Source organism: Paenibacillus sp. V4I3 (assembly GCF_030817215.1).
Taxonomy (GTDB): domain Bacteria; phylum Bacillota; class Bacilli; order Paenibacillales; family NBRC-103111; genus Paenibacillus_E.
In genome coordinates this window covers 440,105-462,611 of the sequence record NZ_JAUSZA010000001.1, presented here as the reverse complement: position 1 = coordinate 462,611, position 22,507 = coordinate 440,105, and the positions used below count along the sequence as shown (strand labels likewise).

At 46.3% G+C, this 22,507-nt stretch carries 24 protein-coding genes; 17 read left to right on the top strand and 7 right to left on the bottom strand.

Annotation, left to right across the window (positions count from 1 at the left end):
* Positions 1-84: 84 nt before the first annotated feature.
* From QFZ77_RS02235 to QFZ77_RS02205, 7 genes are all read left to right on the top strand, one after another.
* On the top strand, positions 85-381 hold the full coding sequence (locus QFZ77_RS02235) for a LiaF transmembrane domain-containing protein (RefSeq protein WP_307435547.1): 297 nt from the start codon (positions 85-87) through the stop codon (positions 379-381).
* A gap of 43 nt (positions 382-424) precedes the next feature.
* Positions 425-1,087 carry a PspA/IM30 family protein gene (locus tag QFZ77_RS02230; RefSeq protein ID WP_307435544.1) on the top strand — a complete coding sequence of 221 codons (663 nt, stop codon included), beginning with the start codon at positions 425-427 and terminating at the stop codon, positions 1,085-1,087.
* Positions 1,088-1,089: 2 nt separating this feature from the next.
* A complete protein-coding gene (locus QFZ77_RS02225; RefSeq protein WP_307435541.1) occupies positions 1,090-1,545 on the top strand; it encodes a PspC domain-containing protein in 456 nt (151 codons plus the stop codon).
* 3 nt (positions 1,546-1,548) lie between these two features.
* The gene (locus tag QFZ77_RS02220) at positions 1,549-2,235 is read left to right on the top strand and encodes a PspA/IM30 family protein (protein ID WP_171643108.1); all 687 of its coding nucleotides are present in this window, start codon (positions 1,549-1,551) and stop codon (positions 2,233-2,235) included.
* A gap of 449 nt (positions 2,236-2,684) precedes the next feature.
* Positions 2,685-4,187: a sugar ABC transporter ATP-binding protein gene (locus QFZ77_RS02215; RefSeq protein ID WP_307435535.1), complete on the top strand. Its 1,503-nt coding sequence runs from the start codon at positions 2,685-2,687 to the stop codon at positions 4,185-4,187.
* Between the two features lie 20 nt (positions 4,188-4,207).
* Complete coding sequence (locus QFZ77_RS02210) at positions 4,208-5,212, top strand: ABC transporter permease (RefSeq protein WP_373462554.1); 1,005 nt, start codon at positions 4,208-4,210, stop codon at positions 5,210-5,212.
* Between the two features lie 63 nt (positions 5,213-5,275).
* The gene (locus QFZ77_RS02205; protein WP_307435532.1) at positions 5,276-6,307 is read left to right on the top strand and encodes an ABC transporter substrate-binding protein; all 1,032 of its coding nucleotides are present in this window, start codon (positions 5,276-5,278) and stop codon (positions 6,305-6,307) included.
* Between the two features lie 66 nt (positions 6,308-6,373).
* On the opposite strand, the gene QFZ77_RS02200 is transcribed toward QFZ77_RS02205, so the two are convergent.
* Entirely contained in the window at positions 6,374-7,270 is an 897-nt protein-coding gene (locus QFZ77_RS02200) for an IS3 family transposase (RefSeq protein WP_307449187.1), read from the bottom strand.
* On the bottom strand, positions 7,249-7,932 hold the full coding sequence (locus QFZ77_RS02195; protein ID WP_307435529.1) for a helix-turn-helix domain-containing protein: 684 nt from the start codon (positions 7,930-7,932) through the stop codon (positions 7,249-7,251). Before QFZ77_RS02195 ends, QFZ77_RS02200 begins: the two co-directional genes overlap by 22 nt.
* Positions 7,933-8,083: 151 nt before the next feature.
* Between QFZ77_RS02195 and QFZ77_RS02190 the strand changes: the two genes are divergently transcribed.
* The 7 genes from QFZ77_RS02190 to nadE all read left to right on the top strand — a co-directional run bounded on the left by QFZ77_RS02190 (position 8,084) and on the right by nadE (position 15,535).
* Positions 8,084-9,700 carry a response regulator gene (locus QFZ77_RS02190; protein WP_307435525.1) on the top strand — a complete coding sequence of 539 codons (1,617 nt, stop codon included), beginning with the start codon at positions 8,084-8,086 and terminating at the stop codon, positions 9,698-9,700.
* Positions 9,697-11,487, top strand: coding sequence for a cache domain-containing sensor histidine kinase (locus QFZ77_RS02185; RefSeq protein ID WP_307435522.1), 1,791 nt, complete (start codon positions 9,697-9,699; stop codon positions 11,485-11,487). The genes QFZ77_RS02190 and QFZ77_RS02185 overlap by 4 nt, the downstream gene beginning before the upstream one ends.
* Before the next feature lie 9 nt (positions 11,488-11,496).
* Complete coding sequence (locus QFZ77_RS02180) at positions 11,497-12,477, top strand: substrate-binding domain-containing protein (RefSeq protein ID WP_373462553.1); 981 nt, start codon at positions 11,497-11,499, stop codon at positions 12,475-12,477.
* A gap of 225 nt (positions 12,478-12,702) precedes the next feature.
* Positions 12,703-13,590, top strand: a complete 888-nt coding sequence (locus QFZ77_RS02175) for a prolipoprotein diacylglyceryl transferase family protein (protein WP_307435517.1) — start codon at positions 12,703-12,705, stop codon at positions 13,588-13,590.
* Positions 13,587-13,994, top strand: a complete 408-nt coding sequence (locus QFZ77_RS02170) for a DUF3905 domain-containing protein (protein WP_307435514.1) — start codon at positions 13,587-13,589, stop codon at positions 13,992-13,994. The genes QFZ77_RS02175 and QFZ77_RS02170 overlap by 4 nt, the downstream gene beginning before the upstream one ends.
* Before the next feature lie 121 nt (positions 13,995-14,115).
* Positions 14,116-14,553 (top strand): BrxA/BrxB family bacilliredoxin, encoded by a 438-nt coding sequence (locus tag QFZ77_RS02165; protein ID WP_307435511.1) that lies wholly within the window; start codon positions 14,116-14,118, stop codon positions 14,551-14,553.
* 172 nt (positions 14,554-14,725) lie between these two features.
* On the top strand, positions 14,726-15,535 hold the full coding sequence (gene nadE, locus QFZ77_RS02160; protein ID WP_307435508.1) for an ammonia-dependent NAD(+) synthetase: 810 nt from the start codon (positions 14,726-14,728) through the stop codon (positions 15,533-15,535).
* Positions 15,536-15,603: 68 nt separating this feature from the next.
* Here nadE and QFZ77_RS02155 read toward each other — a convergent pair whose 3' ends face one another.
* Entirely contained in the window at positions 15,604-16,581 is a 978-nt protein-coding gene (locus QFZ77_RS02155; protein WP_307435504.1) for an aldo/keto reductase, read from the bottom strand.
* Positions 16,582-16,793: 212 nt separating this feature from the next.
* On the opposite strand from QFZ77_RS02155, the gene acpS reads away from it, so the two are divergent.
* Positions 16,794-17,180, top strand: coding sequence for a holo-ACP synthase (acpS, locus tag QFZ77_RS02150; protein WP_307449184.1), 387 nt, complete (start codon positions 16,794-16,796; stop codon positions 17,178-17,180).
* Positions 17,181-17,188: 8 nt separating this feature from the next.
* On the opposite strand, the gene QFZ77_RS02145 is transcribed toward acpS, so the two are convergent.
* Together QFZ77_RS02145 and QFZ77_RS02140 are read right to left on the bottom strand one after the other, a co-directional pair.
* Positions 17,189-17,668: a c-type cytochrome gene (locus QFZ77_RS02145; protein ID WP_307435502.1), complete on the bottom strand. Its 480-nt coding sequence runs from the start codon at positions 17,666-17,668 to the stop codon at positions 17,189-17,191.
* 489 nt (positions 17,669-18,157) lie between these two features.
* On the bottom strand, positions 18,158-18,823 hold the full coding sequence (locus QFZ77_RS02140; RefSeq protein WP_307435499.1) for a hypothetical protein: 666 nt from the start codon (positions 18,821-18,823) through the stop codon (positions 18,158-18,160).
* A gap of 99 nt (positions 18,824-18,922) precedes the next feature.
* Here QFZ77_RS02140 and mutY point away from each other — a divergent pair, with 99 nt between their 5' ends.
* Positions 18,923-20,047, top strand: coding sequence for an A/G-specific adenine glycosylase (gene mutY, locus QFZ77_RS02135; RefSeq protein WP_307435496.1), 1,125 nt, complete (start codon positions 18,923-18,925; stop codon positions 20,045-20,047).
* A gap of 21 nt (positions 20,048-20,068) precedes the next feature.
* Here mutY and QFZ77_RS02130 read toward each other — a convergent pair whose 3' ends face one another.
* Complete coding sequence (locus tag QFZ77_RS02130; protein WP_307435493.1) at positions 20,069-20,752, bottom strand: Crp/Fnr family transcriptional regulator; 684 nt, start codon at positions 20,750-20,752, stop codon at positions 20,069-20,071.
* A 237-nt stretch (positions 20,753-20,989) separates the two neighbouring features.
* Here QFZ77_RS02130 and QFZ77_RS02125 point away from each other — a divergent pair, with 237 nt between their 5' ends.
* On the top strand, positions 20,990-21,625 hold the full coding sequence (locus QFZ77_RS02125) for a LysE family translocator (RefSeq protein ID WP_307435490.1): 636 nt from the start codon (positions 20,990-20,992) through the stop codon (positions 21,623-21,625).
* A 207-nt stretch (positions 21,626-21,832) separates the two neighbouring features.
* Here the strand turns inward: QFZ77_RS02125 and QFZ77_RS02120 are convergent, their stop codons facing one another.
* Positions 21,833-22,444, bottom strand: a complete 612-nt coding sequence (locus tag QFZ77_RS02120; RefSeq protein WP_029194504.1) for a superoxide dismutase — start codon at positions 22,442-22,444, stop codon at positions 21,833-21,835.
* Positions 22,445-22,507 lie beyond the last annotated feature (63 nt).

The window sequence follows — 22,507 nt, the reverse complement described above, 5'->3', positions numbered from 1 at the left end:
AAAGCTTCGTTTTTACCTAAAATAAAGACATGAACAAGAGCACAGCAAACAACACAGCAAACAACGAAAGGCGGTGACGAAACGATGAAAAGAAATACGGGCTTAGCCGCTCTGCTAATCGCATTCGGTGCACTGATTCTGTTAAATAAGCTAGGCATTCACATGGGACCCTTTATTGGCTCGGTGATGGGATACTTGATTCCAATAGGAATGGTCGGCCTTGGTTATGTGGGAATTCAGAATGGCAGCAAATTCGGTTGGATTATTGCAGGGCTTGGCGGTATCATCCTGATTGGTAAATTAGCTGGTTGGATCATCATTCTACTGGCGATTGGGTTGATAGGTTACGGAGTTTCGATGTTAACAAGAAGAACTGTGTAATGGAATGAAACGAATACAGAGAGTGAAAAAGGTGGTATGAGAGATGAGCCTATTTAGGCGAATGAGAGACATTACCGTAGCAACACTGAATGAACATCTGGAGCGATCGGAAGACCCGGTCCGCTTGATTGACCAGTACTTAGCAGCGCAGCGTGAACAGCTTCAACAGTCCGAGAGACTGTATCAGCAATGCGTCAGCCATGCAGCGTCCCTCCGGCAGCAATATCTGACGGCGCTGGAAACCAAAGAGAAGCGCGAGCATCAAGCGCTGCTGGCTCTAAAGGCCGGCGAAGAACATATGGCAAGGATCGTGCTTCAAGAGAAGCTGCAAGCCGAAGAGAAAAGCGAGCAGTATCATGAATTGTACGAACAAGCGAAGCAGTCCATCCTCGATTTGGATGAAGAGCTGCAGCAGCTCAAAGCCGATTACAAAGAAGTGGCAGATAAACGCAGTTACTACTTAGCGCGAATGGAGTCCGCTCGGTTGCAGCAAAGATTGCATGCTCGCAGCAGTGTGGCGCAGGATGCGACACCACGGATGTTCGGTCGCTTGGAAGAGCGCGTTTCCGATATGGAGCTGCATGCCAGAACGCTCCGCGATGTAAGACGAATGGGGCGTGAAAGCTACTATAGCGGGGGTAACCCAGCTGTAGATGCTGAAATGGAAGCTCTGAGAAGTAGACTGCAGCAGGAGGGAGCCAAGTAATCATGAGCAAACTATACCGCTCACGAAGAGATAAGAAAGTTACTGGTCTATGCGGCGGACTCGCCGAGGCCATGAATGTAGATGCAACGCTACTACGTTTATTGGTGGTGATCACCACCATCTTTACTGGAGGAACAGTCATATTCATCTACCTTGTAGCTGCGCTTGTCATTCCGAAGGAACCTGGGTACGATCAGCCTCCATTTGATCCTTATGCTGGCTCATATGGCCGTCAAGGCTATAATGGCGGGGCTTGGAACGCTCACAAGCCGCACCCTAACCATGCGCCACAACATACGGGCTACAATGCTCCGTACGACGCAGGGAAAACCAACAACATCGACGAGATGATGAAAGACATTGAAAAGAAAGCTCTGCAAAGAGAAGTAGAAGAATTGAGAGCCAAAGTTGCTCGCTTCGAACAACAACCAATTGATATTAAAAAAGGAGACGTGTAAACCATGGGAGTATTTACAAGAATGAAAGATATGACTAAAGCATCAATTCACGAGGTATTGGATAAAATTGAGGATCCGATCGTTATGTTGAATCAATATTTGCGAGATATGGAGCAAGAAATCGCGCAAGCTGAAGTTACTGTTGCTAGACAAATCGCGAATGAGCGCAAGCTGAAGCAGCGCCTGGAAGAGTCTGTTCGTCTCGTGGCTGACCGCGAAGCTAAAGCTTCCGCAGCGATCAAAAATGGCCAAGAGGCTATTGCTCGCCAAGCTGTTGAAGAAAAATTGTATCACGAAGATAAAATTGTTGAGTACACAGATCTATATGCCGCTTCCAAAGCACATGCTGATGAGCTAACACAGCAGCTGCATGAAATGAAAGACGAGTTCTACAAACTGCGTAACAAACGCAACGAGCTTGTATCCCGCGCTCAGCTGGCTAAAGCCAAAAAACAAATGGCACAAGTATCCTACAATGGTGTCATCGAGAGCGGCAACGCATCCCGCGGCTTCCAACGTATGGAAGAGAAAATTATCCAACTGGAAGTTGAAGCGGAAATCGCTCGCAAGCCTTATGTACCAGCAGGCTCAGTAGGCAGCTACACACCTGTAGATGTTGCAAAGCAAGCTAAAGTTGATGAGCAGTTGAATCTGCTGAAAGAGAAATTAAACGGTAAAGAAGCCGAGTAATGAACTGTGTTTGATCGAGAAGCCCCTCCTTGCGAGGGGCTTTTTTCGTTTGCGCTGAGCTGTGGAGTTTGTTCTATTTTTCCTCGATTTATTTGATGGTATGTTGTATAACGTACAACAATTTCGTCGGTTTCTTCTCACCAAACTATAGATGTTGTATGGTGTACAACAATTTATCCTGTTTTCATCCAATAAAGCTACTTTTGGCTGCAATTGTTGTATTTTTTACAACAATTGCGGGGATCACGCGGATTTGGCTGCATAATGTTGCACAAAATACAACACTATTTGGAACAAGTGTTTTTTTGCTGAGGTTTGTTTATGGTTTTCAAAATCATAAGATTTTCAACTTTTTTGAAGAGATTTATCCACTCTTTTTCTAGCAGATTGCAGATAGAATAAGCACATGAGCACCAAAGAAATGTTAAAACGAAACACGAGGTGAGGTCATGAGTGAAGCCCTGGTCCGGATGGAAGGAATTGAGAAGCATTTTCCTGGTGTGCATGCCCTCCATCAATGTCGTCTGGAATTGGCAGCCGGTGAAGTGCATGCGCTTGTTGGCGAGAACGGCGCCGGGAAGTCCACGTTAATGAAAATCGCTACGGGCGTCTATCAGAAAGATGAAGGCAGAATCATTCTGAAAGGCAAGGAAGTGAACATCCCCAATACGAGAGCGGCTCAGCAGCTTGGCATCTCGATGATTCATCAAGAGTTGAATTTAATGCCAGATTTGACGATTGCCCAAAATATATTTATTGGGCGAGAGCCGAGGAAGGGAATCAAGCTGTTCGTCGATGATCGGAAGCTGAACGATCAGGCACAGCAACTGCTGAATGAAATGAATCTCCAGCTCGATCCGCGCACGAAGGTGTCGGAGCTGACAGTCGCCAAGCAGCAAATGGTGGAAATCGCCAAGGCATTGTCATTTCAATCCGAGGTGCTCATCATGGATGAGCCGACGGCGGCACTCACCAATGCGGAAATCGAGGAGCTGTTTCGAATCATCGAACAGCTGCGCGGGCGTGGGGTAGGCATCGTCTATATTTCTCACCGGATGGAAGAGTTAAAGCGAATTACCGATCGTATCACGGTCATGCGCGACGGACGTTATATCGATACCGTACAGACGAAAGATACGTCCATCGATCAGATCATTGCGATGATGGTTGGTCGCGAACTCTATGTCAGCACGCAGCAGACTACCGTCGAAGCTTCAGAGATAAGAGTCCTCGAGGTTACGAATCTGAACCGCGGTTCTGCGGTGAAAGACGTCTCCTTTCATTTGGCAAAAGGTGAGATTCTTGGCTTCGCGGGTCTTATGGGAGCTGGTCGTACCGAAGTGGCGAGGGCCATTTTCGGCGCAGATGCGATTGACTCGGGCGACATACGCATTCACGGGCACAAGGTTCAGCTCAAAGCCCCGCATGATGCCGTTAAGCATGGGATCGGTTACTTATCCGAGGATCGTAAACGCTATGGGCTCATGGTGGATATGGATGTGAAGACGAATATCGCCATAGCCTCTTATCGCAAAGCGAGACGTCTGTTCGGCTGGATGCACGACGGCAAAATTGATCAGTCAGCCTCACACTTTGTGGAAGCGCTTCAAATCAAGACGCCAAGCATTCATCAGCAAGTCAAATTTCTGTCAGGCGGCAATCAGCAGAAGGTTGTTATCGGTAAATGGCTGCTTCGGGACTGCGACATTCTTATCTTCGATGAGCCTACACGAGGTATCGATGTTGGCGCGAAGACGGAGATTTATAAGCTGCTGGATGAGCTAGCCGCACAGGGGAAATCGATCATTATGATTTCTTCCGAGCTGCCCGAAATATTGCGCATGAGCCATCGCATCATGGTCATGTGCGAAGGGCGAATTACCGGTGAGCTTCGTCAACAGGACGCCACCCAGGAAGCGATTATGAAATACGCCACGATGCGAATCAGTTAGCGGATGTCTTAGGAGGAATCATGATGTCAACATGGCTTGTACGTAAAAAAATAGTGCCCACGATGTCGAGTCAAACTGGCGCGGCACAGAAACTACTAGCATTCGCCAGCTTGATTATGCTGGTTATTATCTTCTCGGTATCTTCCAGCAATTTTTTTCAATTCAATAACATTGTAGCCATTATGCTCTCAACGGCCGTTATCGGCGTACTTGCTCTAGGTTCAACGTTCGTCATCATCACTTCCGGTATTGATCTGGCCGTCGGAACCGTGATGACCTTCTCGTCGGTGATGGCGGGAGTCATCATCACAACGTGGCATTTACCAATGCCGCTTGGCATTATCGGGGGCATTGCTACCGGAGCCATTTGCGGTCTCATCAGCGGGCTTCTCGTTGCGAAGATGAAAATTCCGCCCTTCATTGCAACACTAGCTATGATGATGGTGACCAAAGGACTTTCTCTCGTTATCTCTGGGACGAAGCCGATCTATTTTAATGATACGCCGGCATTCTCGCAGATTTCGATGGGGTCCATTCTTAATTCAATCATTCCTGGCTTCGAAATTCCGAATGCGATTCTCGTCTTCTTCGGTGCTGCTATCATTGCCAGCATTATTTTATCGAGGACGATTATTGGACGCTATAACTTTGCCCTAGGAAGCAATGAAGAATCCACGAGGCTTTCCGGCGTTAATGTAGACTATTGGAAAATCGTCATCTACTCGCTGACTGGCGTGTTCAGCGGTATCGCCGGCATTATGATGGCCTCCCGCCTTAATTCGGCTCAACCCGCGCTTGGCTCTGGTTATGAACTGGAGGCGATCGCAGCTGTGGTTATAGGCGGTACTTCCTTAAGCGGCGGCAAAGGTTCCATACTTGGAACCGTCATCGGTGCCCTTATCATGAGCGTACTCACGAACGGGCTGCGTATCTTATCTGTTAAACAAGAATGGCAGACGGTTATTGTAGGAATTGTCGTTGTACTGGCGGTCTACGCTGATATGATGCGACGCCGCAAGAAATAAACTTCGGTATTCACTCCAAATCGGAGTCACATACAACAAATTATACGTAAGGGGAGATTGAGATTGCATAAACGGACAAAGAAATTTGCGGTAGCATCATCGCTATTATTATTAACGACGATAGTACTTGGGGCATGCGGTGCCAAAACGACAGATACGAAAACAGCGGCGACAACGGCTACGCCGGCAGCATCAACTGCAGCGCCTGCTGCGGCAAAATCGGATAAAATTTATATTCCGGTCATCTCAAAAGGCTTCCAACATCAATTCTGGCAAGCCGTCAAACAGGGGGCTGAGAAAGCCGCCAAAGAATTTAATGTGGAAATTACGTTCGAAGGTCCGGAAACAGAGACACAAGTGGATAAGCAAATTGAAATGCTGCAGGCAGCATTGGGCAAAAAACCAGCAGCCATCGCTTTCGCTGCTCTGGACAGCAAAGCAGCTACGCCGCTGCTGGAAAAGGCAAAAGCAAGCAAAATCCCCATCATCGGCTTTGACTCCGGTGTGGACAGCGACATTCCGGTGACGACGGCCGCCACCGATAACAAAGCTGCCGCAGCGTTGGCAGCGGACAAAATGGCATCGCTCATCGGCAACGAGGGAGAGATCGCCCTTGTCGTACATGACCAAACGAGCCGCACGGGCATTGATCGCCGGGATGGCTTCACGAATCGGATCAAAGAGAAATATCCGAATATCAAAATTGTTGATACGCAGTACGGCGGAGGAGATCAACTTAAGTCCACCGATTTGGCCAAAGCAATTATTCAAGCTCATCCGAGTGTTAAAGGCTTCTTCGGTGCGAACGAGGGATCCGCGATCGGGGTTATCAACGCTGTAACAGAGCTGAAAAAAGACGGCAAAATCATCGTCGTCGGATACGACTCCGGCAAGCAGCAAATGGATGCGATCCGCAGCGGTAAGATGGCCGGTGCCATCACACAGGATCCGATCGGCATTGGTTACTGGTCAGTGAAAGCAGCCGTCCAATCGATTAAAGGTGAGACTGTTCCTAAATCAATCGATACAGGTTTCCACTGGTACGACAAAACGAACATTGATGCCGCTGACATCAAGCCGCTGCTCTACGAATAAGAATAAAGAGGCTGCGCCATTATGAACTGCACCCCGTCAAGTAGACAGTACAAAAAATTAAAAATTCTAAGCGGTCTTGGTCCTAAATTCCATTGGACTAAGGCCGTTTAATTTCGCCTGTAATCGTTCATTATTGTAAAAATAGATGTAGGTATCAATGTCTTTCTTCAGATCCTCAAAGGTAGTGTATGAACGCAAATAATACCTCTCACATTTAAGAATTCCCCAGAATGCTTCCATGGGACCATTATCAATGCACCTGCCAACCCGGGACATGCTCTGGGTGAGTTTCTCGCCAAATAACCTCTTAAATTTTAAAGAGGTGTACTGAAAGCCCCGATCACTATGAAGCATCGGTTTGCTTCCTGGTGTCGCTCGTAAGGCCAATTTGACGGTTTGGAATACAAGACTATTGTTGTTGGAGTGTCCCAAAACATAGGAGACTACAGTGTTATCATGGAGATCTAGAATGGCGCTGAGATAGGCCTTCTGGCCATTGCCGTATTTCAACTCCGTTACATCTGTCAACCACTTTTCGTTTGGGGACTCTGCGTGGAACTCACGTTTTAACAGATTCTGGGCAATATGTTGAGGCGTGGAATGTGTATGTTTCTTTCTCTTTCTGCGAATAACCGATTGGATTCTTGCCAGCTTCATAAGGCGATACACACGTTTGTGGTTAATCCGCTGCTTGGTTTGTCGACGCAAATGAAGGGTTAGTCGCCGGTATCCGTAAATGCCACCAACTTTCTCATGCAGGAAAAGCAAAGCCTCTATAAGCCCCTCATTTTCTTGTTCACGCAAACTAGGTTTGTGGTTGAGCCATTTGTAATAGCTTGACCGTGGGACCTCGGCAATCTCACACAGCAGCTGTAGACTAAACGTATCTTCCTGCTGGATGGACTGGATAGCCAGGTAAACATGTTCCTGTCGGTGCCCGCTTAACGTCGCCTCCTTTGCAATTCCTGTAACTTTTTTAAGAATGCATTCTCCGCTCTAAGTCGTTCATTTTCATACTCCAGCTTCTTCATTGCGAGCTTCTGGTGATCCGCTTCGTTTAACGTTTCCGTCGTTGCCTTTTTCCGTCCCCGACCGTCTTTTAATGAATCCTGTCCACCATCTTCGTACTTTTTTACCCACTGGAACACTTGATGGTAGGAGACCTGATACTGCTCCGCGGCTTTCCGGTAGTCATGCTGATGTGTAAGACAGTAGAGTACAATATCGATTCGTTCCTGCCATGTTGTAGATCGACCTTTTGTCATAGCTCTTGCTCCCTTGTTATCTGGTTTAAAGCTGCTATGACCATTATACTTGTCAATCCAACGTTTGAGTTGGGTACGACTAGCAATTTTGTACTTATCGATGATTTCGTATTGAGAATATTGACCTGAGAAATAATCGTGAACAGCTCGAAGCTTAAGTTCCACGGAATAGCTACTTTTACCACTTCGGATTTCTAATCCTTCCATCCCGTACAATTCATACCGATGTCGCCATTTCACTAAGGTATTGATACTGATGTTGTACCTCTGGGCAACTTCCGCCCGATTACCAGTGCCTTCTTCCCATTCTTTAATAACCGCTAATTTCTCTATAGCGTTATATTGATTCTTTTTGGACAAAGAAAACTCCCCTTCAAGTAGCGGTTTGTTTATTTAACCTGTCTACTTAAAGGGGAGCATATCATTATGGGCAGCCTCTATTGTTATTTATTGAAGCAGCTGTGTACAATACACATAGAGCATAATTCGATTTCGCCAGAGGTGACCCGTAATGTACAAAATCATCATGATTGACGATGAAGATGAAGTCAGAGAAGGCATCAAGAGGAAGACGAATTGGGAGGCTTGCGGCTTCCAACTGGTTGGTGATTTCGATAATGGCAGAGATGCCTATGAAGCGCTGGAGAGTCTGCAGCCTGATGCTGTTATTACAGATATTTGCATGCCGTTCATGGACGGTCTTCAACTGACAGAACTAATTGCCGCGAATTACAGGGATGTTAAAGTAATTATTGTAACCGGTTACGAGGATTTTGATTATGCGAAGCAAGCGATCAAACTCAAGGTCAAAGATTATTTACTGAAACCGATCAACGCCGCAGAGTTTACCGAATTTCTTCATAAGTTAAGGCTAGAGCTGGATGAGGAGCGCAAACAGCGGGAAGATGTCACCTTTCTCCGTCATCAGTTTCACGAGAGCATGCCGCTTCTTAGAGAACGATTTCTTGAACGGTTAGTTACTTCCTGCATGAAAAAAGATGAAATTGAACGCAAGTTCCAGATGTTCGGACTCTCTTTGAGCGGTCCTAGTATTACGGTGCTTGCTCTTGATATTGATGACTTTCACCGTGAGTTCTACAATGACCCAGCAGCTGAGGAGGAGTTGTTACGCTTTGCAGCCTACAACATTTTTCATGAAATCATGGAGAAAGAGCAAGGCGGCATCGTATTTCGAACGCGTGATGATAAGCTTGTCGCACTGCTCTCTGGCGATTCGGAAAGGATCGAATTGACCTGTCAAACACTTGCCGAACATGTGAGGTACAGCATCGAGAAATATTTGAACATGACGGTAACGATGGGAATTGGGCGTACTTACAGCGATCTGCGAGACTTGCCAAAATCATTTCAGGAAGCTCTTTCTGCGCTGGATTACCGTTTTTTGCTCGGAAAGAACCGGATCATTTCGATTGGAGATATGGAATTTGGAAGCAGCCCGGACAATCTTAGTTACATCCATATGGAGAAGAGGTTGATTTCCGCCATTAAAACAGGAGAAAAGATGATCGTAACGCTTACGCTGCAGGATTGGATCAATGAAATGAAGAAGGGCAACTGCTCGATGGATAAATGCTACGGCAAATTGAATAAACTGCTCGTCGCCTTAATGAATGTATTGGTGGAGACCGGTTTTGAAGAAGCTGAAGTGCTAGGCGATCATTCTTTTATGCAGTTATATGCGAGGAAAACCTTAGATGATGTGCAGCTCTGGCTAGAGGAAATTTGTCTTGCGCTCGTAGACTTGCTGGCTGAGAAACGAACCAAAGTGTCTCAAGCCCAGATGGAAGCCGCGGTCGATTACATTCATGCGAATTATGCGGATGAACAGCTCTCGCTTCAGCAGGTGTGCAATCATATTTATATGAGCATGAGCTACTTCAGCGCTTTGTTCAAACCGCATACCGGTGAGACTTTTGTCGAGTACGTGACCCGATACCGTCTGGATAAAGCCAAAGAAATGCTCGCTGCTTCGCAGTTGAAAACCTATGAGTTGGCCGCGAAGGTTGGCTACAGTGATCCGCAATATTTTAGCGTTATTTTCAAAAGAAATACAGGCATGACCCCCAAAGAATTCAGGTCAGCGCACAAAGGTCAGCAGAGCCTATGAGAACCTGGCGGCGTCCTATTCAATTCAAAAGCATTCATACGAAGATAGCACTGGCGTTTTCATGCTTAATTCTTTGTACAACCATCATCCTAAGCTACAGCGCTTACCGCCTCTCTACGGTGGCCGTTACGGATACTTCATTGGAATATACCAAGCAGCTTATCGAGCAAGTAAATAAAAACATTCAAACCTACATCGGTAACATGGAAAGTATATCTGCTCTTTCGCTGAGCAACACCGATCTGAAACGATACTTGGCTTTGAAAAACCCGAAGGGAACAGAGGGAGAGCAGCTAGCGAGTCAGATCAGCAGTTATTTTCATGCCATTGTTGCTTCTCGGAATGATATCGCTTCCATCGTATTTGCGGGCTCCAATGGCGCCATCGTATCGGAACGCATAGATGCAAATTTCAAATCATATGCCGAATTAATTATGCAAGAGTGGTACAGCAAGGCTAATAGAGACAATGGCGACGTGGCCATTTCTCCCTCACACGTTCAGCACCTATATAAGGATGAGTACAAATGGGTCGTGTCGATTAGCAAGCAAATGCCAAATCCGTTGCCTGGAGCGGCAAGCGGTGTTCTATTGGTCGATCTGAACTATAACGTCATTAATGATCTATGCAACCAAATTCAGCTGGGGCAAAGAGGGTACGTGTTCATACTCGACCAAGCAGGTGATTTAATTTATCATCCTCAGCAGCAGCTTATCTACTCAGGGCTGAAATCGGAGGATATTCCTACACTTTTGCAGGCCAAGGACAGCACTTTCCATACGCAAGAAAAAGAGGAAAGCAAAATCTACACCGTCCGGACAACGAAATTTGGCTGGAAAATTGTTGGAGTTACCTACGCTGGGGATCTAAGTGGAAATAAGAAGGACATGCAGCTGACATCAGCGATGTGGGGCGGCATCTCGTTAATCATTGCCTTAGCGATTTCCATTTTGCTGTCGGTCACCCTAACCAAGCCGATTAAAGAACTGGAAGTCCATATGAAGCAGGTGGAAAAAGGTAACTTCGACATTCGCGTCAATATAGAAGGTGCGAATGAGATCAGTAAACTTTCACGAACCTTTAATTTAATGATCAGCAAAATTAAAGAGCTCATGAACCAAACTTTGAAAGATCAGGAAGTCAAACGAATCAGTGAGCTGAAAGCGTTACAGGCGCAGATTCAGCCCCATTTTCTGTACAATACACTGGATTCAATCATTTGGATGGCTGAAATGGGCAAAGTGGATGAAGTGGTTACGATGACTTCGGCCTTGTCCAAACTCCTCCGTTCGAGCATTAGCAAAGGGGAAGAACTCATTCCAATTGCGGTTGAATTGGAGCATATTCAGAACTATTTGACGATTCAGAACATCCGTTATCGGAATAAATTTACGTACACAGTCGAAGTAGAATCGGGCATTCTCAGCTGTCGAATATTGAAAATTATTTTGCAGCCCTTGGTTGAAAATGCCATCTACCATGGAATGAAGCATCTGCCGGAACGCGGTCATATACGCATCACGGGACGCAGGATCGAAGAGGTTATTGAGCTCAAGGTAATAGATAACGGTGTTGGGATGAGTGAAGAGAAATTGAAAACGTTGATGCTCAAAACACGTCAAACAGAGTCAGGCAAAGGCTTCGGCTTGCACAACGTGAATCATCGCATCCAGCTTTATTTCGGGGAGCTGTACGGATTGCAATTTGAGAGTGAGCTGGAAGAGGGCACGACGGTAACCGTACGTATTCCTGCAATACCCCCAATCCATAACGATAGTGAGAATTGAGGTGTGAAGTTGAAAATTAGAGCAAGCTTCGTAGCGATTGCGGTCATACTGGTCCTGCTCATGACGACTACGTATCTCATCGTGTCAAGGGGCATGGAGGCGAAGGATAGGCCGCTTATCCTCATTCCCAAGACGATCGACCCTCATGTTGAATTTTGGCGGGTTTTAAACCAAGGAGTGACTGCGGCGGCCAAAGAGTACAATACTGAGGTGAAAGTGATGGGTACGCCTTCCGAATCAGACATTGACGAGCAGATAAAGTTGGTGGAAGAGGCGATCGCATTGAAGCCGAAAGCCATCCTTTTGGCGGCAACGGATTATAACCGGTTGGTACCTGTTGCTCAAAGAATAATCAGCTCCGGCATTACGCTAATTACTGTGGACTCCGGCCTCGAAGGCGGCATTTCGACCAGTTTCATTGCAACGGATAATTATGCAGCAGGGCGCAAAGCAGTGGAAACGATGAGACGCTATGTCCAGGGACCAGCTAAGTATGCGATCGTCAGCTTTGTTAAAACTTCCACGACCCAGCTGGATAGGGAGAATGGGGTGAGAGACCATTTGAAGAATGATTCTTCCATACAGATTTTAGACACGTTATATAGTAATGGTTCTGAAGACAAAGCGTATGAGCAAACGAAACAGCTCCTTGCCGAACATTCGGATATTCGCGGCATTTTCGGATTGAATGAAGTTTCTACGGTAGGGGCTGCGAGGGCGTTGAAAGAGCTTGATCCTGAGCATAACATTAAGCTGGTCGGCTTCGACAGTTCGATGAATGAAATTGCTTTCCTGGAAGCGGGGACCCTGCAAGCAACCGTTGTGCAAAAACCTTTTAACATGGGATATTTAGCGGTGAAAACAGCACTTCAGGTTTATGATGGGGAAAATGTTAAAGCCTCCATAGATACAGGCTCTGAGGTTATCACGAAAGAAAATATGTACACCAGAGAAAATCAAAAGCTGCTGTTTCCATTCGTTGAGAAATAGTAGGTGTGTGTCGTTTTATTAAGAAGCTCCTCCTTGTGGGGAGCTTTTTCGTGTTATTTAGACGAAGAAAACAGCACTTCTACAAATTTCCCGGGAAATATTGGGTTTAATGTCGAAAACAAAGAATCCTCGTTCACGTTTCAATTCTTGGAATCTTAACAGTTGCAGATGCCTCTTAGTTTGACTACGATAAAGATAGTCGAAAGAGAGAGGCTGGCGTTAACTATGCCTGATGTGTTACAGATTGGACCGTTTCAACTGCAAGGAAGATTACTGGCACTGCTGCTGGCATGTGCTTTGGGATTATGGCTAATCAGGAGGGTATCGCAGCGTTTGTTGAATGACACCCAAATCGTGATTGCCAAGCCTATTGAGGATCTTATTTTTAACAGTGCTATTATCGTTTTGTTGACCTGGAAGTTAGGGGTCATTGTGACGCAGCCATCCCTATTGTGGAACAATCCATTAAAGCTGCTCATGGTGTCTGGCTCGGGCACGGAGATTGTATTAGGTGTGCTGATAGCTTGTATCTACATGTACTACCAAATTGATAAAAATCGAACGCCACTCTTACTTGTACTGGATGTTATCGCAATTGGAATAACGGCTTCTGTTTTCCTATTCAGTGCACTGATTCCCGCATATGGACTGCCTACAACGGTACCTTGGGGCATTGGGGTCGAAGGAACGGTATCTCGTTTCCATCCTTATCACGCTTATATTTCGCTGCTTCTTGTGCCATTGCTTATTTGGCAGCATGTTATTGAACTGCGCAAGAGGACGCTGGGACAAGGCGTACTGCTCAAATATTCGCTGTTTTACGGGGGCGTGGCAGGGATGCTGGCCAGCTTTTTTGATGCTGCTAAACCGACACTGCTGTATCTTAGCTTAGCGCAGCTATTGTTTCTATTCATGCTCATCATTGGAATGCTTTTCCCCGTTTTGACACATAATACTAGCAGAAAGGAGCTGAGTGCAATGAGTCAAAACGATTCCAAGACGCAAATCCAGCAAGAACAGCAAAACCAAGAGCGCGAGAAGACCGCAACACCAGCAGGGAAAGAGGGCTTTGTTGATAAGAAACTGGATGGTCCAAACCGACCTTCCACATGAGTCCAGACAAGAATAAGGTGGCCAAATCAGCTCAGGACCAGAGCAACCAGAACCAAAGCGATCTCGATCCGTTCGAGATTGAATTTCTCCCTCAATTCGAGCAGGGGCGCGGTCCGCGAGAAGCTTTTGTGAATGAGCATGGCGTCGTTATCGGCGATCATGATTATGAATCGGACAACTCCCCGCTAGAGCAGTGGACGGCTGAGACCGACCCTGAGGTCATGGCTGGAGACGAGTGGGTTCATCCTTTTAAAGATATAGGGTTCCAAAGTGCCGAGAACCGAGAATATTTTGAAAAAGGCATCGTACCGCAAAGCGGTATCTTCATGCATCCGGATAAAGATGTTTCCTACGATCCGTACAAGGAAAAGATAAAGCAGAAGGAAGATGAAGCGGAAGCGTAAAAGCTTTCGCTTTATTTCTATTTAGGACATTGGACTTTGCTTTCACGGCTATCGGATGTATAATATAAGTGGTAACGATTACGTTTTGAGAGTAACTAATAAATCCTAAGGGGTGGCACATATGGCAATGTCTTTTGATTCTTATATGAAAGATATGGTTAAACCGATGAGAGAAGATTTGACTCGTCTGGGTATTACAGAGCTTCTTACACCAGAGCAAGTAGAAGAAGCGATTGAAAAATCGAAGGATGGCACGATGCTGTTAGTCGTCAATTCCGTTTGTGGTTGCGCAGCCGGCCAATGTCGTCCAGGTGTAGCCAAAGCACTTCAAAACGATACACTGCCAACGTACACATACACCGTGTTCGCTGGACAAGAGAAGGATGCAACAGCGAAAGCGCGTGAATTCTTGGCGCCATACCCGCCATCATCCCCTTCCATCGCATTATTCAAGAATGGTGAACTCGCACACTTCATTCAACGTCACCAAATCGAAGACCGCTCCGCAGATATGATTGCTGGCGACTTAATTAAAGCCTTTAATGAATTCTGCAAATAATAAATAGCATAAAGTATTAGTTTAAAGGTCCGCCTTGCAGTAGCTGCAATGGTGGCCTTTTGTTTTTTGGACTCAAGTCCGATGGATTTGTCTTTGAAATTTCAGGAATGAAAGTCTATACTAAATCTTAAAGAATGAATGGTTTCAAACTATAGAAAAGGTGGAGAGATGCATGAGTTTGCAAACGGAAATTATCGCGAAGCTCGGCGTTAAGCCGGAGATTGATGTGGATGAAGAAATCCGCAAACGTGTGGACTTTCTGAAAAACTATGTGCTGGGTGCGAATGCAAACGGCCTGCTGATTGCCATCAGCGGCGGCATCGACAGTGCTGTAGCTACGGGTTTATGCAAGCAAGCGACGGACGAGCTGACGGCCGAAAAGGGCAAAGAGTACAAAACCGTCGGTGTGTTTCAGCCATACGGTCAGCAGGTGGATATCGAAGATAGCTACGCGGTGGCCAAAGCCTTCGATTTGAAATATCAAATCGAGAATAATATTGAAGAAGCCGTCGACGAAATGGCCATTGAAGTCGAGTATGGTCTTAAGCATATCGGCGTCCACCAGCATGTAAGCCGCGGCGGCAAAGGCAACATCAAAGCGCGGACACGTATGGTTATGCAGTATGCACTTGCTTTTGAACTTGGCCTTATTGTTGTAGGGACAGACCATGCATCTGAAGCAATCACAGGCTTCTTCACTAAATATGGCGACGGTGCGGTAGATATTACGCCGCTGAGCACGCTGAACAAGCGTCAAGTGCGTTCACTTGCCTCGAAGCTTGGCGTACCGCAAAGCGTGCTGGATAAAGCTCCTACAGCCGGACTTTGGGACGGTCAAACGGACGAGAAGGAGCTGGGTATTACATACGGAGATAACAGTGACTACCTCGAAGGCAAGCAAATTGATGCTGCTGTGCAGGAGAAGCTGGAGAAGCAATATTTGAAAACGGAGCATAAACGAATCCCGATTCCGGGTGTGTAAGGCTCCGCAAAGACATAAAACAACCCCCGACCAAAGAGGTCGGGGGTTGTTATCGAGTATAAGTAAACCTATGGCATGCGCGCCCCGCGGGAGCTCTCGAGGAGAGTGTACCACTCTTCGCGAGTCATAGTTTCCGAAATTCGCACAGCATCTTGACAAGCTAGAACGCGCTCTGCGGAAGATGTGCCGATAACCGGCTGAATACGAGCAGGGTGTTTCATTAACCAGCCCAGTACGATGGATTCTGGCGTCGATTCTTTCTCATTGGCCATTTTCTGTACAAGTGCAGCTGTATTTTTGATCGTATCAGGTGCATCCTCCACAACTCTACCGGAGAATTTACCTTGAGCAAGAGGTCCCCAAGCTTGAATTTGGATGTCTGCCATTTGGCAATGCTCGAGAATACCATCGGCGAAATTGATGCCTACGCCAGCCTTTTGGTTGACCAAGATGCCTTGCTCGACCCAGTCTAAGCGTGCTAAGCTCATCTCCAGTTGGTTAACTACAAGCGGCTCTGGAAGTGAATTTTGAATGAAACGCATTTGAGCGGAAGTCATGTTGGATACGCCGAAATGACGCACTTTTCCCGCTGATCTCAATTGGTTGAACGCTTCTGCGATCTCTTCCGGTTCCATGAGCGGATCTGGACGATGAAGCAGGAGGACGTCCAAATGTTCCACGCCTAGGCGCTGAAGAATGCCATCAACCGAACTCAGGATGTGGCCTTTGCTAAAGTCAAAACGCTGTGGATTTACATCGTCCTGAAAGCGAATCCCACATTTGGATTGAAGAATGATTTGGTCGCGCAGGTCGGGTCTTTTTTTGAGGATTTCTCCGAAAATAGACTCGGATTTACCTCTTTTATAAATATCAGCATGATCGAACATTGTAATGCCTATCGACAATGCAGCTTCTACAGCTTTCTCTGCGATGATGTAATCTTCCTTTGTATAAGGAGTCGAATTCCATTCCCCGCCAATTCCCATACATCCAAAAACGATTCTGCTGTTCGATATTCCACGTTTCTCAAGTGGCATGATTCTCATTATGTTGGCCTCCCAGCTTTTAAATCTATTCCCAGTATAACCCTAGTCGAGGCTCGGCAGAAGAACTGAAAATAGTGTAACTTACTTACCTTGAAGTAAGCGTAGGGGGAAGTGTCAAGTATAGACAAGCCAATCCTTCCCCCTTGACCGCAAGCAAGGAATCATGTAAATTGTACGCACAACGTTGCAAGAAAAGTGGGGCTCAGGTGTCTATGATTATTGGGGTCGGAACGGATTTAGTTGAAATTGCACGGCTTCGCAAAATGTTAGAGGGTTCTACGGGCGAAAGGTTTCTTGAGCGGATTTTGACGCCCCAGGAGAGAGAGTTGGCGCAGAGACGGCGAGGCCGACTTGCTGAGTTTGCTTCAGGCCGTTTTGCTGCTAAGGAGGCCATTGTCAAAGCAATTGGCTGCGGCATTGGCAAGCAAATTGGCTTTCAAGACGTCGAGGTGCTGCCAGATGAACTTGGCAAACCGGTATGCCTTGTGAACGAGGCTGCGCTGCTGCGGGCAGGCTTAATAGGCAGCCATCGCATCCATATTAGCATTACACATACGGAATCGATGGCTGCCGCCTATGCAATCGTGGAGAGGCTCTAAAGCGGTGACTACTTCTTCGAATTGAGCCAGTCGGATAGAAGTCCGATTTCCTCTTCGGAAATCGTGGTTTTATAGACAGGCATGCCGCCTCCGCCATTCTTGATCTTGTTCGCGATTTGCTCGCTGCTCAGTCTGCTGCCGACCTTTTGCAAATTCGTCTTAGGGCCGACTTTGCCAGCAAGATCAACGCCGTGGCAGCTGATGCACTTGTTCGTTGTGAAGAGCTCCTGCGCCTTCACGACCGCAGGGTTGCTCTCGGCTGCCGCGGTTGCTGCCGGTGTCTTCGTGGCGGCGCTGCCACCCGAAGCACCACCGCCGCAAGCGGCCAGGGCTAGAACCATCGACGCGATGACGAGCGCGCCGACCATGCGTCTATACCGCCGTACTGCGTGCAGCGGCGGATTAGATGTTATGCCGGATTGCTTATCCTCCGGCATCTGATGTCCGTTCAGGCTTGCGCGATCGCAAGCCTTTTTGCTTTGTTCCATATCGAGCTTCCTCCTATGCTGGGGTTAATTCAAACGAACTTCGCTCGTCCCTCACTAGCCCCATTTGGGTAGCAGCAAGTTTTGGCAGAGGGGGGCGGAGCGTGCAAGCGGTAGAGTTCCAGAAAGATGCAAAAAGTGCAGCAAATAATCGATTATTTGCTAATTTGAAGGAGTTATCATGCATTTTATGCATCAAATTCCTGCGTTTTAGCTGATAATGAGAGCTATCCACCGAATTAGATGCACTTTATGCATGATCTCTCTTGAAACGGGAGGTATTGCCAGAAGTAGATGCACTATTTACATCAAATCTGCCTATTTGCAATTCTGCATATCTGCTCTTTCCGGCTCATTTCGTGTTTCAGGTATGTACCCTATGCGAGCTAATCTTATCCACCAATGAAATTATGTTAGTACGTACTTATGAACTTACTTACTTACTTACTTACTTACTTACTTACATTACTTACTTACTCATCCTCATTCCACTTACCGTCCCCAAACACGCAGCATATACCCGCTTAGAATAAGGCTAATGCCACCCATTCCTTCTAACACAACACCGGAGTAACCCAAATACCAAACGCCCATAAGCGCAGACAGGGCGAACAGCCAAAAGCCAAGGTAAACAAGTGGTCTACCTAGCAGGAGTCCGACCTGCACGAACCCGATGGCGAGAATGAACGCTCGCAGCACAGGTGCGAAGAGCGGGCTAACAGCGCCAATGGCCTCGAGCAGCGCAACGGCTGCAATGAGCATCGCTCCAGGCAGCACTAGAAGCGCTGGATGTCCCCAGCCGTTGCGCTCACCACCAGCACTTGCACCTGCATGCCCACCCGAGCCAGCTGATCTTTCACGCGCGCCTTCAGCAGAGTCAGCCCTAAATTCCTTACGCAGGCTCCATATCTGAACCAAGCTGGCCACAACCGCTGTGATAAAAGCCGCTTGCTTCAACCAATCCAAGTCGCGCCAATAGATCGCAAAATCGACAAGCGCGCTGAATATCCATTCCGCACCCCAAATGAACAGAAGCGGGATTAATGCGTTAGCTTGACCGATCCAGGCTTTTCTTTTATTCTCCAAGTCTTGCCGTTTGTTATTCTCGAAGTCCTGCTGATTCGTATTTGCCAAATCTGTTTGTTTTGAGTTTTGCATACATTCACCTCTAGTTTTATGTTCCACACTTCTCGTATAATGGAAACATGTCCATTCATTCATTATAACTGGAACGTGTCCCATAGAGAAGGAGAGCTCATGTACAGCGAAGAACAGAAGGTTTATTTTTCCCGAAATCTATTGGATTGGTACCAAACGCATAAACGGGATTTACCATGGCGAAGAAGCAAAAACCCTTATTATATATGGATTTCCGAAGTCATGCTGCAGCAAACCCGGGTGGATACGGTGATTCCGTATTTCCATCGCTTCGTCGATCAATTCCCAACGGTTGAAGCGTTGGCTACGGCGCCTGAGGAGAACGTGCTCAAAGCTTGGGAAGGGCTCGGCTATTACTCGCGCGCAAGAAACCTCCAAACGGCAGTCAGAGAAGTTCACGAACGTTATAACGGTATCGTCCCGCAAAATAAAGAGGAGATTTCCTCGCTCAAAGGCGTCGGCCCATACACCTCAGGAGCAATCCTCAGCATCGCCTACAATAAGCCCGAGCCAGCCGTGGATGGCAATGTTATGCGAGTCCTGTCGCGCTATTTTCTAATTGAAGAAGATATTATGAAGCCTGCAACACGGACCAAAATGGAGAAGCTGGCACGCGAACTCATCCTAGAAGGTACCGCAAGTGACTTCAATCAAGCATTGATGGAACTTGGGGCTATGGTATGTACGCCTCGTTCGCCGCACTGTTTGACTTGCCCTGTTATGGCACATTGCTCCGCGCGTGAAGCTGGCATGGAAGAAGTCCTGCCCATCAAAAAGAAAGCCAAACCCCCGCGTCCAGAACTGCGTGCAGTGGCTTTGATAGAGGGTACGGGTGAGAACGAAGGGAAATGGTTGATCAGGCAGCGTCCGCAAGAAGGATTGCTCGCGCGTATGTGGGAACTGCCGCATGTGGCCTGGAAGTCTGAGGGATGGAATTCGGATGAGGATAATAGGAGTGAGCTCCGTCAAGCCCTTGTAGATCAGGAACAAATCGGTATTCAACCGAACGAGTGGTTCATGGATACAGAACATATTTTCAGTCATATCGTTTGGAAAATGAAAGTATACCGTGCCAAGCTAAGTAACGCGAACCGCCCAAGTCATGGGGGAGAATGGATCCCTTTTCATTATCGCTGGGTAGGCCCAGAAGAGCTCGATCAATACGCTTTTCCAAACGTTTTTATACGGATTATGAAAGAGTGGCAGGAGAGAAACGAGGAGTAACTTCCTCCGTTTTCTCTTTTTTTATCGAATTTCACCCTTAATGGCATCCACATTTCTTAATGTGATTAACTTTTTATCAATCTGTATAAGTTCATCATCGAGGAGCTCCTGCAGCACCTTGGTTACAGACTCTCGCACAGTGCCAACCATATTAGCTAGCTGCTGATGTGTAAGTTTTACATTAATCAGAAGACCTTCCGGTGTAGGTACACCATGCTGCTCGGATAAACGGATAATGGTCTTCATGATACGGGAGCGAACCCCTAAGAACGTAAGATCGTAAATTTGATCATTAGCCCGACGCAGTCGTCCCATCGTGGTTTCTAGGAGCTTTAAGCATAGCTTAGGGCTCTTCTCCATGAACTGAGCGAATACCGTACGTTTAAGAATATAAAGAGTACAAGTCTCCATCGTTTCGGCGGTTGCTGACCGAGTATGACCGCTGCCTATCAAGGACATTTCTCCAAAGAAATCCCCATCACGAAACAAAGCTAAAATAATTTCCTTGGCTTCATCCAAGCGATATATTTTCACGACACCTGATTTAATAAGAAATAATTCTTCTCCTGTATCACCCTCGAGAAAAAGAATTCCGCCCTTTTTTGCTTTTTTTTCTGTGAATAAAGGGGCAATTGCCTGTAAATCTTCTTCCGAAAGTTCTTGAAATAAGGGGACATTTTGGAGTAAAGAAACGATTGTTTTCACCGGGCATTCATCTCATTTCGGCCATATTAAACGACCAGCTGTTCGCCACAGCTTGACCATGTCTATATCGTACAGCTTTCCAGTGTTTGCGTAAAGAACTTCCAGCGCGTGATGTGCGGGGATGGTCTTTTGTATAAAGGATTCAATAAAATCGTCCATAGTGGTATGAAAAAATAATCTTTCTATATATAACTTGCTTTAATGTGATAAAATCGTAAAAAAATGGGGGGTGTCTCTATGTATGGAATCATTAATTATGAGGTATTTTTGCTAACTGGAATTCTGCTGAATCTTATGCCTGGTGCAGACACCATGTATATTGTGGGAAGAAGTATTTCCCAGGGGAGAAATGCGGGTATTTATTCGGTTTATGGCATTATTAGTGGCTCTTTAATCCATACCTTACTAGTTGCTTTTGGTTTGTCAATCATACTGACAAAGTCACTTCTCCTATTCAATATCATAAAAATAGTTGGAGTCATCTATTTAGTTTATCTTGGAATTCGAATGTTACTTGATAAATCAAATGTAAACTTTAGTGCTGCTTCTGAATCTAATAAACAAAGTATACGCAAAATATTTACACAAGGGCTTTTGACCAGTCTAACAAATCCAAAAGTTTCTTTATTTTTCATTGCCTTTCTCCCGCAATTTATTGACAAAAAGGCTTCTGGTCCTATCCCATTTATCATTCTAGGGCTTACATTTACGTTCACTGGATTGCTATGGTGTCTCTTTATTGCCTATTTTTCTTCGCACATCACCAAAAAAGTAAGAGGATGCGCAAAGATTGGCACGGTTTTAAACAAAATAACGGGCATTATTTTTATTGGAATGGGATTAAAGCTGCTTCAAACCAAGGCTCCTCAATAAACCTCTTTTGCTAATGAAAGTAGGATATTTAAAGTCTGAATAGGTGTTTCATTGGATTTTATCCAATGAAATTCAGATACCACACAGCTTATGAGATCCAGTTTGTTCTATGAACTCCATAACTCATGACGGCCACTCTATGCTAATAGTGTTCCGTATCATGCAAAAAAAGCGACCCCGCGGGGTCGCTTTCACTATGCACAGAGATTACTTCGCAGCGTCGTAACGTTTGCCAACTTCGTTCCAGTTCACAACGTTCCAGAAAGCCGCGATGTAATCAGGGCGTTTGTTTTGGTAGTTCAGGTAGTAAGCATGCTCCCACACATCAAGACCAAGAACCGGCGTTTCGCCTTCCATGATCGGGCTGTCTTGGTTAGGCAAGCTGTACACTTTCAATTTGCCAGCTTTGTCAACAGCTAGGAAAGCCCAGCCGGAGCCAAAACGTGTTGTAGCTGCTGCTGCGAAGTCTGCTTTGAACTTGTCAAAGCCGCCAAGCTCGCTCTCGATAGCTGCTGCTAATGCGCCAGTAGGTGCTCCGCCAGCTTCTGGTCCGATTGTTTCCCAGAACAGGGAGTGGTTCGCGTGTCCGCCACCATTGTTGCGAACAGCAGTACGGATATCTTCAGGAAGGCTGTTCAGGTCAGCGATCAGGTCGTTTAAGGATTTGTCATGCAGAGCAGGGTGTTTGTCCAGAGCTGCATTCAGGTTGGTTACATAGGCGTTATGGTGACGATCGTGGTGAATTTCCATCGTTTTGGCATCGATGTGTGGCTCAAGTGCGTTGTTCGCGTACGGAAGAGCTGGTAATTGATGTGCCATTGTATAAATACCTCCTAAAATTATGTAGTTTCAACTTCATTATGAAGGAATTTCGATAATAAA

What these genes read in the sequence shown, in the direction of transcription:
- QFZ77_RS02210 (WP_373462554.1), top strand. Translation starts at nt 4,208, where the DNA reads ATGATGTCAACATGGCTTGTACGTAAAAAAATAGTGCCCACGATGTCG.
- QFZ77_RS02220 (WP_171643108.1), top strand. Translation starts at nt 1,549, where the DNA reads ATGGGAGTATTTACAAGAATGAAAGATATGACTAAAGCATCAATTCAC.
- QFZ77_RS02120 (WP_029194504.1), bottom strand. Translation starts at nt 22,444, where the DNA reads ATGGCACATCAATTACCAGCTCTTCCGTACGCGAACAACGCACTTGAG.
- QFZ77_RS02125 (WP_307435490.1), top strand. Translation starts at nt 20,990, where the DNA reads ATGTATGGAATCATTAATTATGAGGTATTTTTGCTAACTGGAATTCTG.
- QFZ77_RS02235 (WP_307435547.1), top strand. Translation starts at nt 85, where the DNA reads ATGAAAAGAAATACGGGCTTAGCCGCTCTGCTAATCGCATTCGGTGCA.
- QFZ77_RS02170 (WP_307435514.1), top strand. Translation starts at nt 13,587, where the DNA reads ATGAGTCCAGACAAGAATAAGGTGGCCAAATCAGCTCAGGACCAGAGC.
- QFZ77_RS02225 (WP_307435541.1), top strand. Translation starts at nt 1,090, where the DNA reads ATGAGCAAACTATACCGCTCACGAAGAGATAAGAAAGTTACTGGTCTA.
- QFZ77_RS02165 (WP_307435511.1), top strand. Translation starts at nt 14,116, where the DNA reads ATGGCAATGTCTTTTGATTCTTATATGAAAGATATGGTTAAACCGATG.
- QFZ77_RS02215 (WP_307435535.1), top strand. Translation starts at nt 2,685, where the DNA reads ATGAGTGAAGCCCTGGTCCGGATGGAAGGAATTGAGAAGCATTTTCCT.
- QFZ77_RS02230 (WP_307435544.1), top strand. Translation starts at nt 425, where the DNA reads ATGAGCCTATTTAGGCGAATGAGAGACATTACCGTAGCAACACTGAAT.
- QFZ77_RS02145 (WP_307435502.1), bottom strand. Translation starts at nt 17,668, where the DNA reads ATGGAACAAAGCAAAAAGGCTTGCGATCGCGCAAGCCTGAACGGACAT.
- QFZ77_RS02190 (WP_307435525.1), top strand. Translation starts at nt 8,084, where the DNA reads ATGTACAAAATCATCATGATTGACGATGAAGATGAAGTCAGAGAAGGC.
- acpS (WP_307449184.1), top strand. Translation starts at nt 16,794, where the DNA reads ATGATTATTGGGGTCGGAACGGATTTAGTTGAAATTGCACGGCTTCGC.
- QFZ77_RS02185 (WP_307435522.1), top strand. Translation starts at nt 9,697, where the DNA reads ATGAGAACCTGGCGGCGTCCTATTCAATTCAAAAGCATTCATACGAAG.
- mutY (WP_307435496.1), top strand. Translation starts at nt 18,923, where the DNA reads ATGTACAGCGAAGAACAGAAGGTTTATTTTTCCCGAAATCTATTGGAT.
- QFZ77_RS02175 (WP_307435517.1), top strand. Translation starts at nt 12,703, where the DNA reads ATGCCTGATGTGTTACAGATTGGACCGTTTCAACTGCAAGGAAGATTA.
- QFZ77_RS02155 (WP_307435504.1), bottom strand. Translation starts at nt 16,581, where the DNA reads ATGAGAATCATGCCACTTGAGAAACGTGGAATATCGAACAGCAGAATC.
- nadE (WP_307435508.1), top strand. Translation starts at nt 14,726, where the DNA reads ATGAGTTTGCAAACGGAAATTATCGCGAAGCTCGGCGTTAAGCCGGAG.
- QFZ77_RS02140 (WP_307435499.1), bottom strand. Translation starts at nt 18,823, where the DNA reads ATGCAAAACTCAAAACAAACAGATTTGGCAAATACGAATCAGCAGGAC.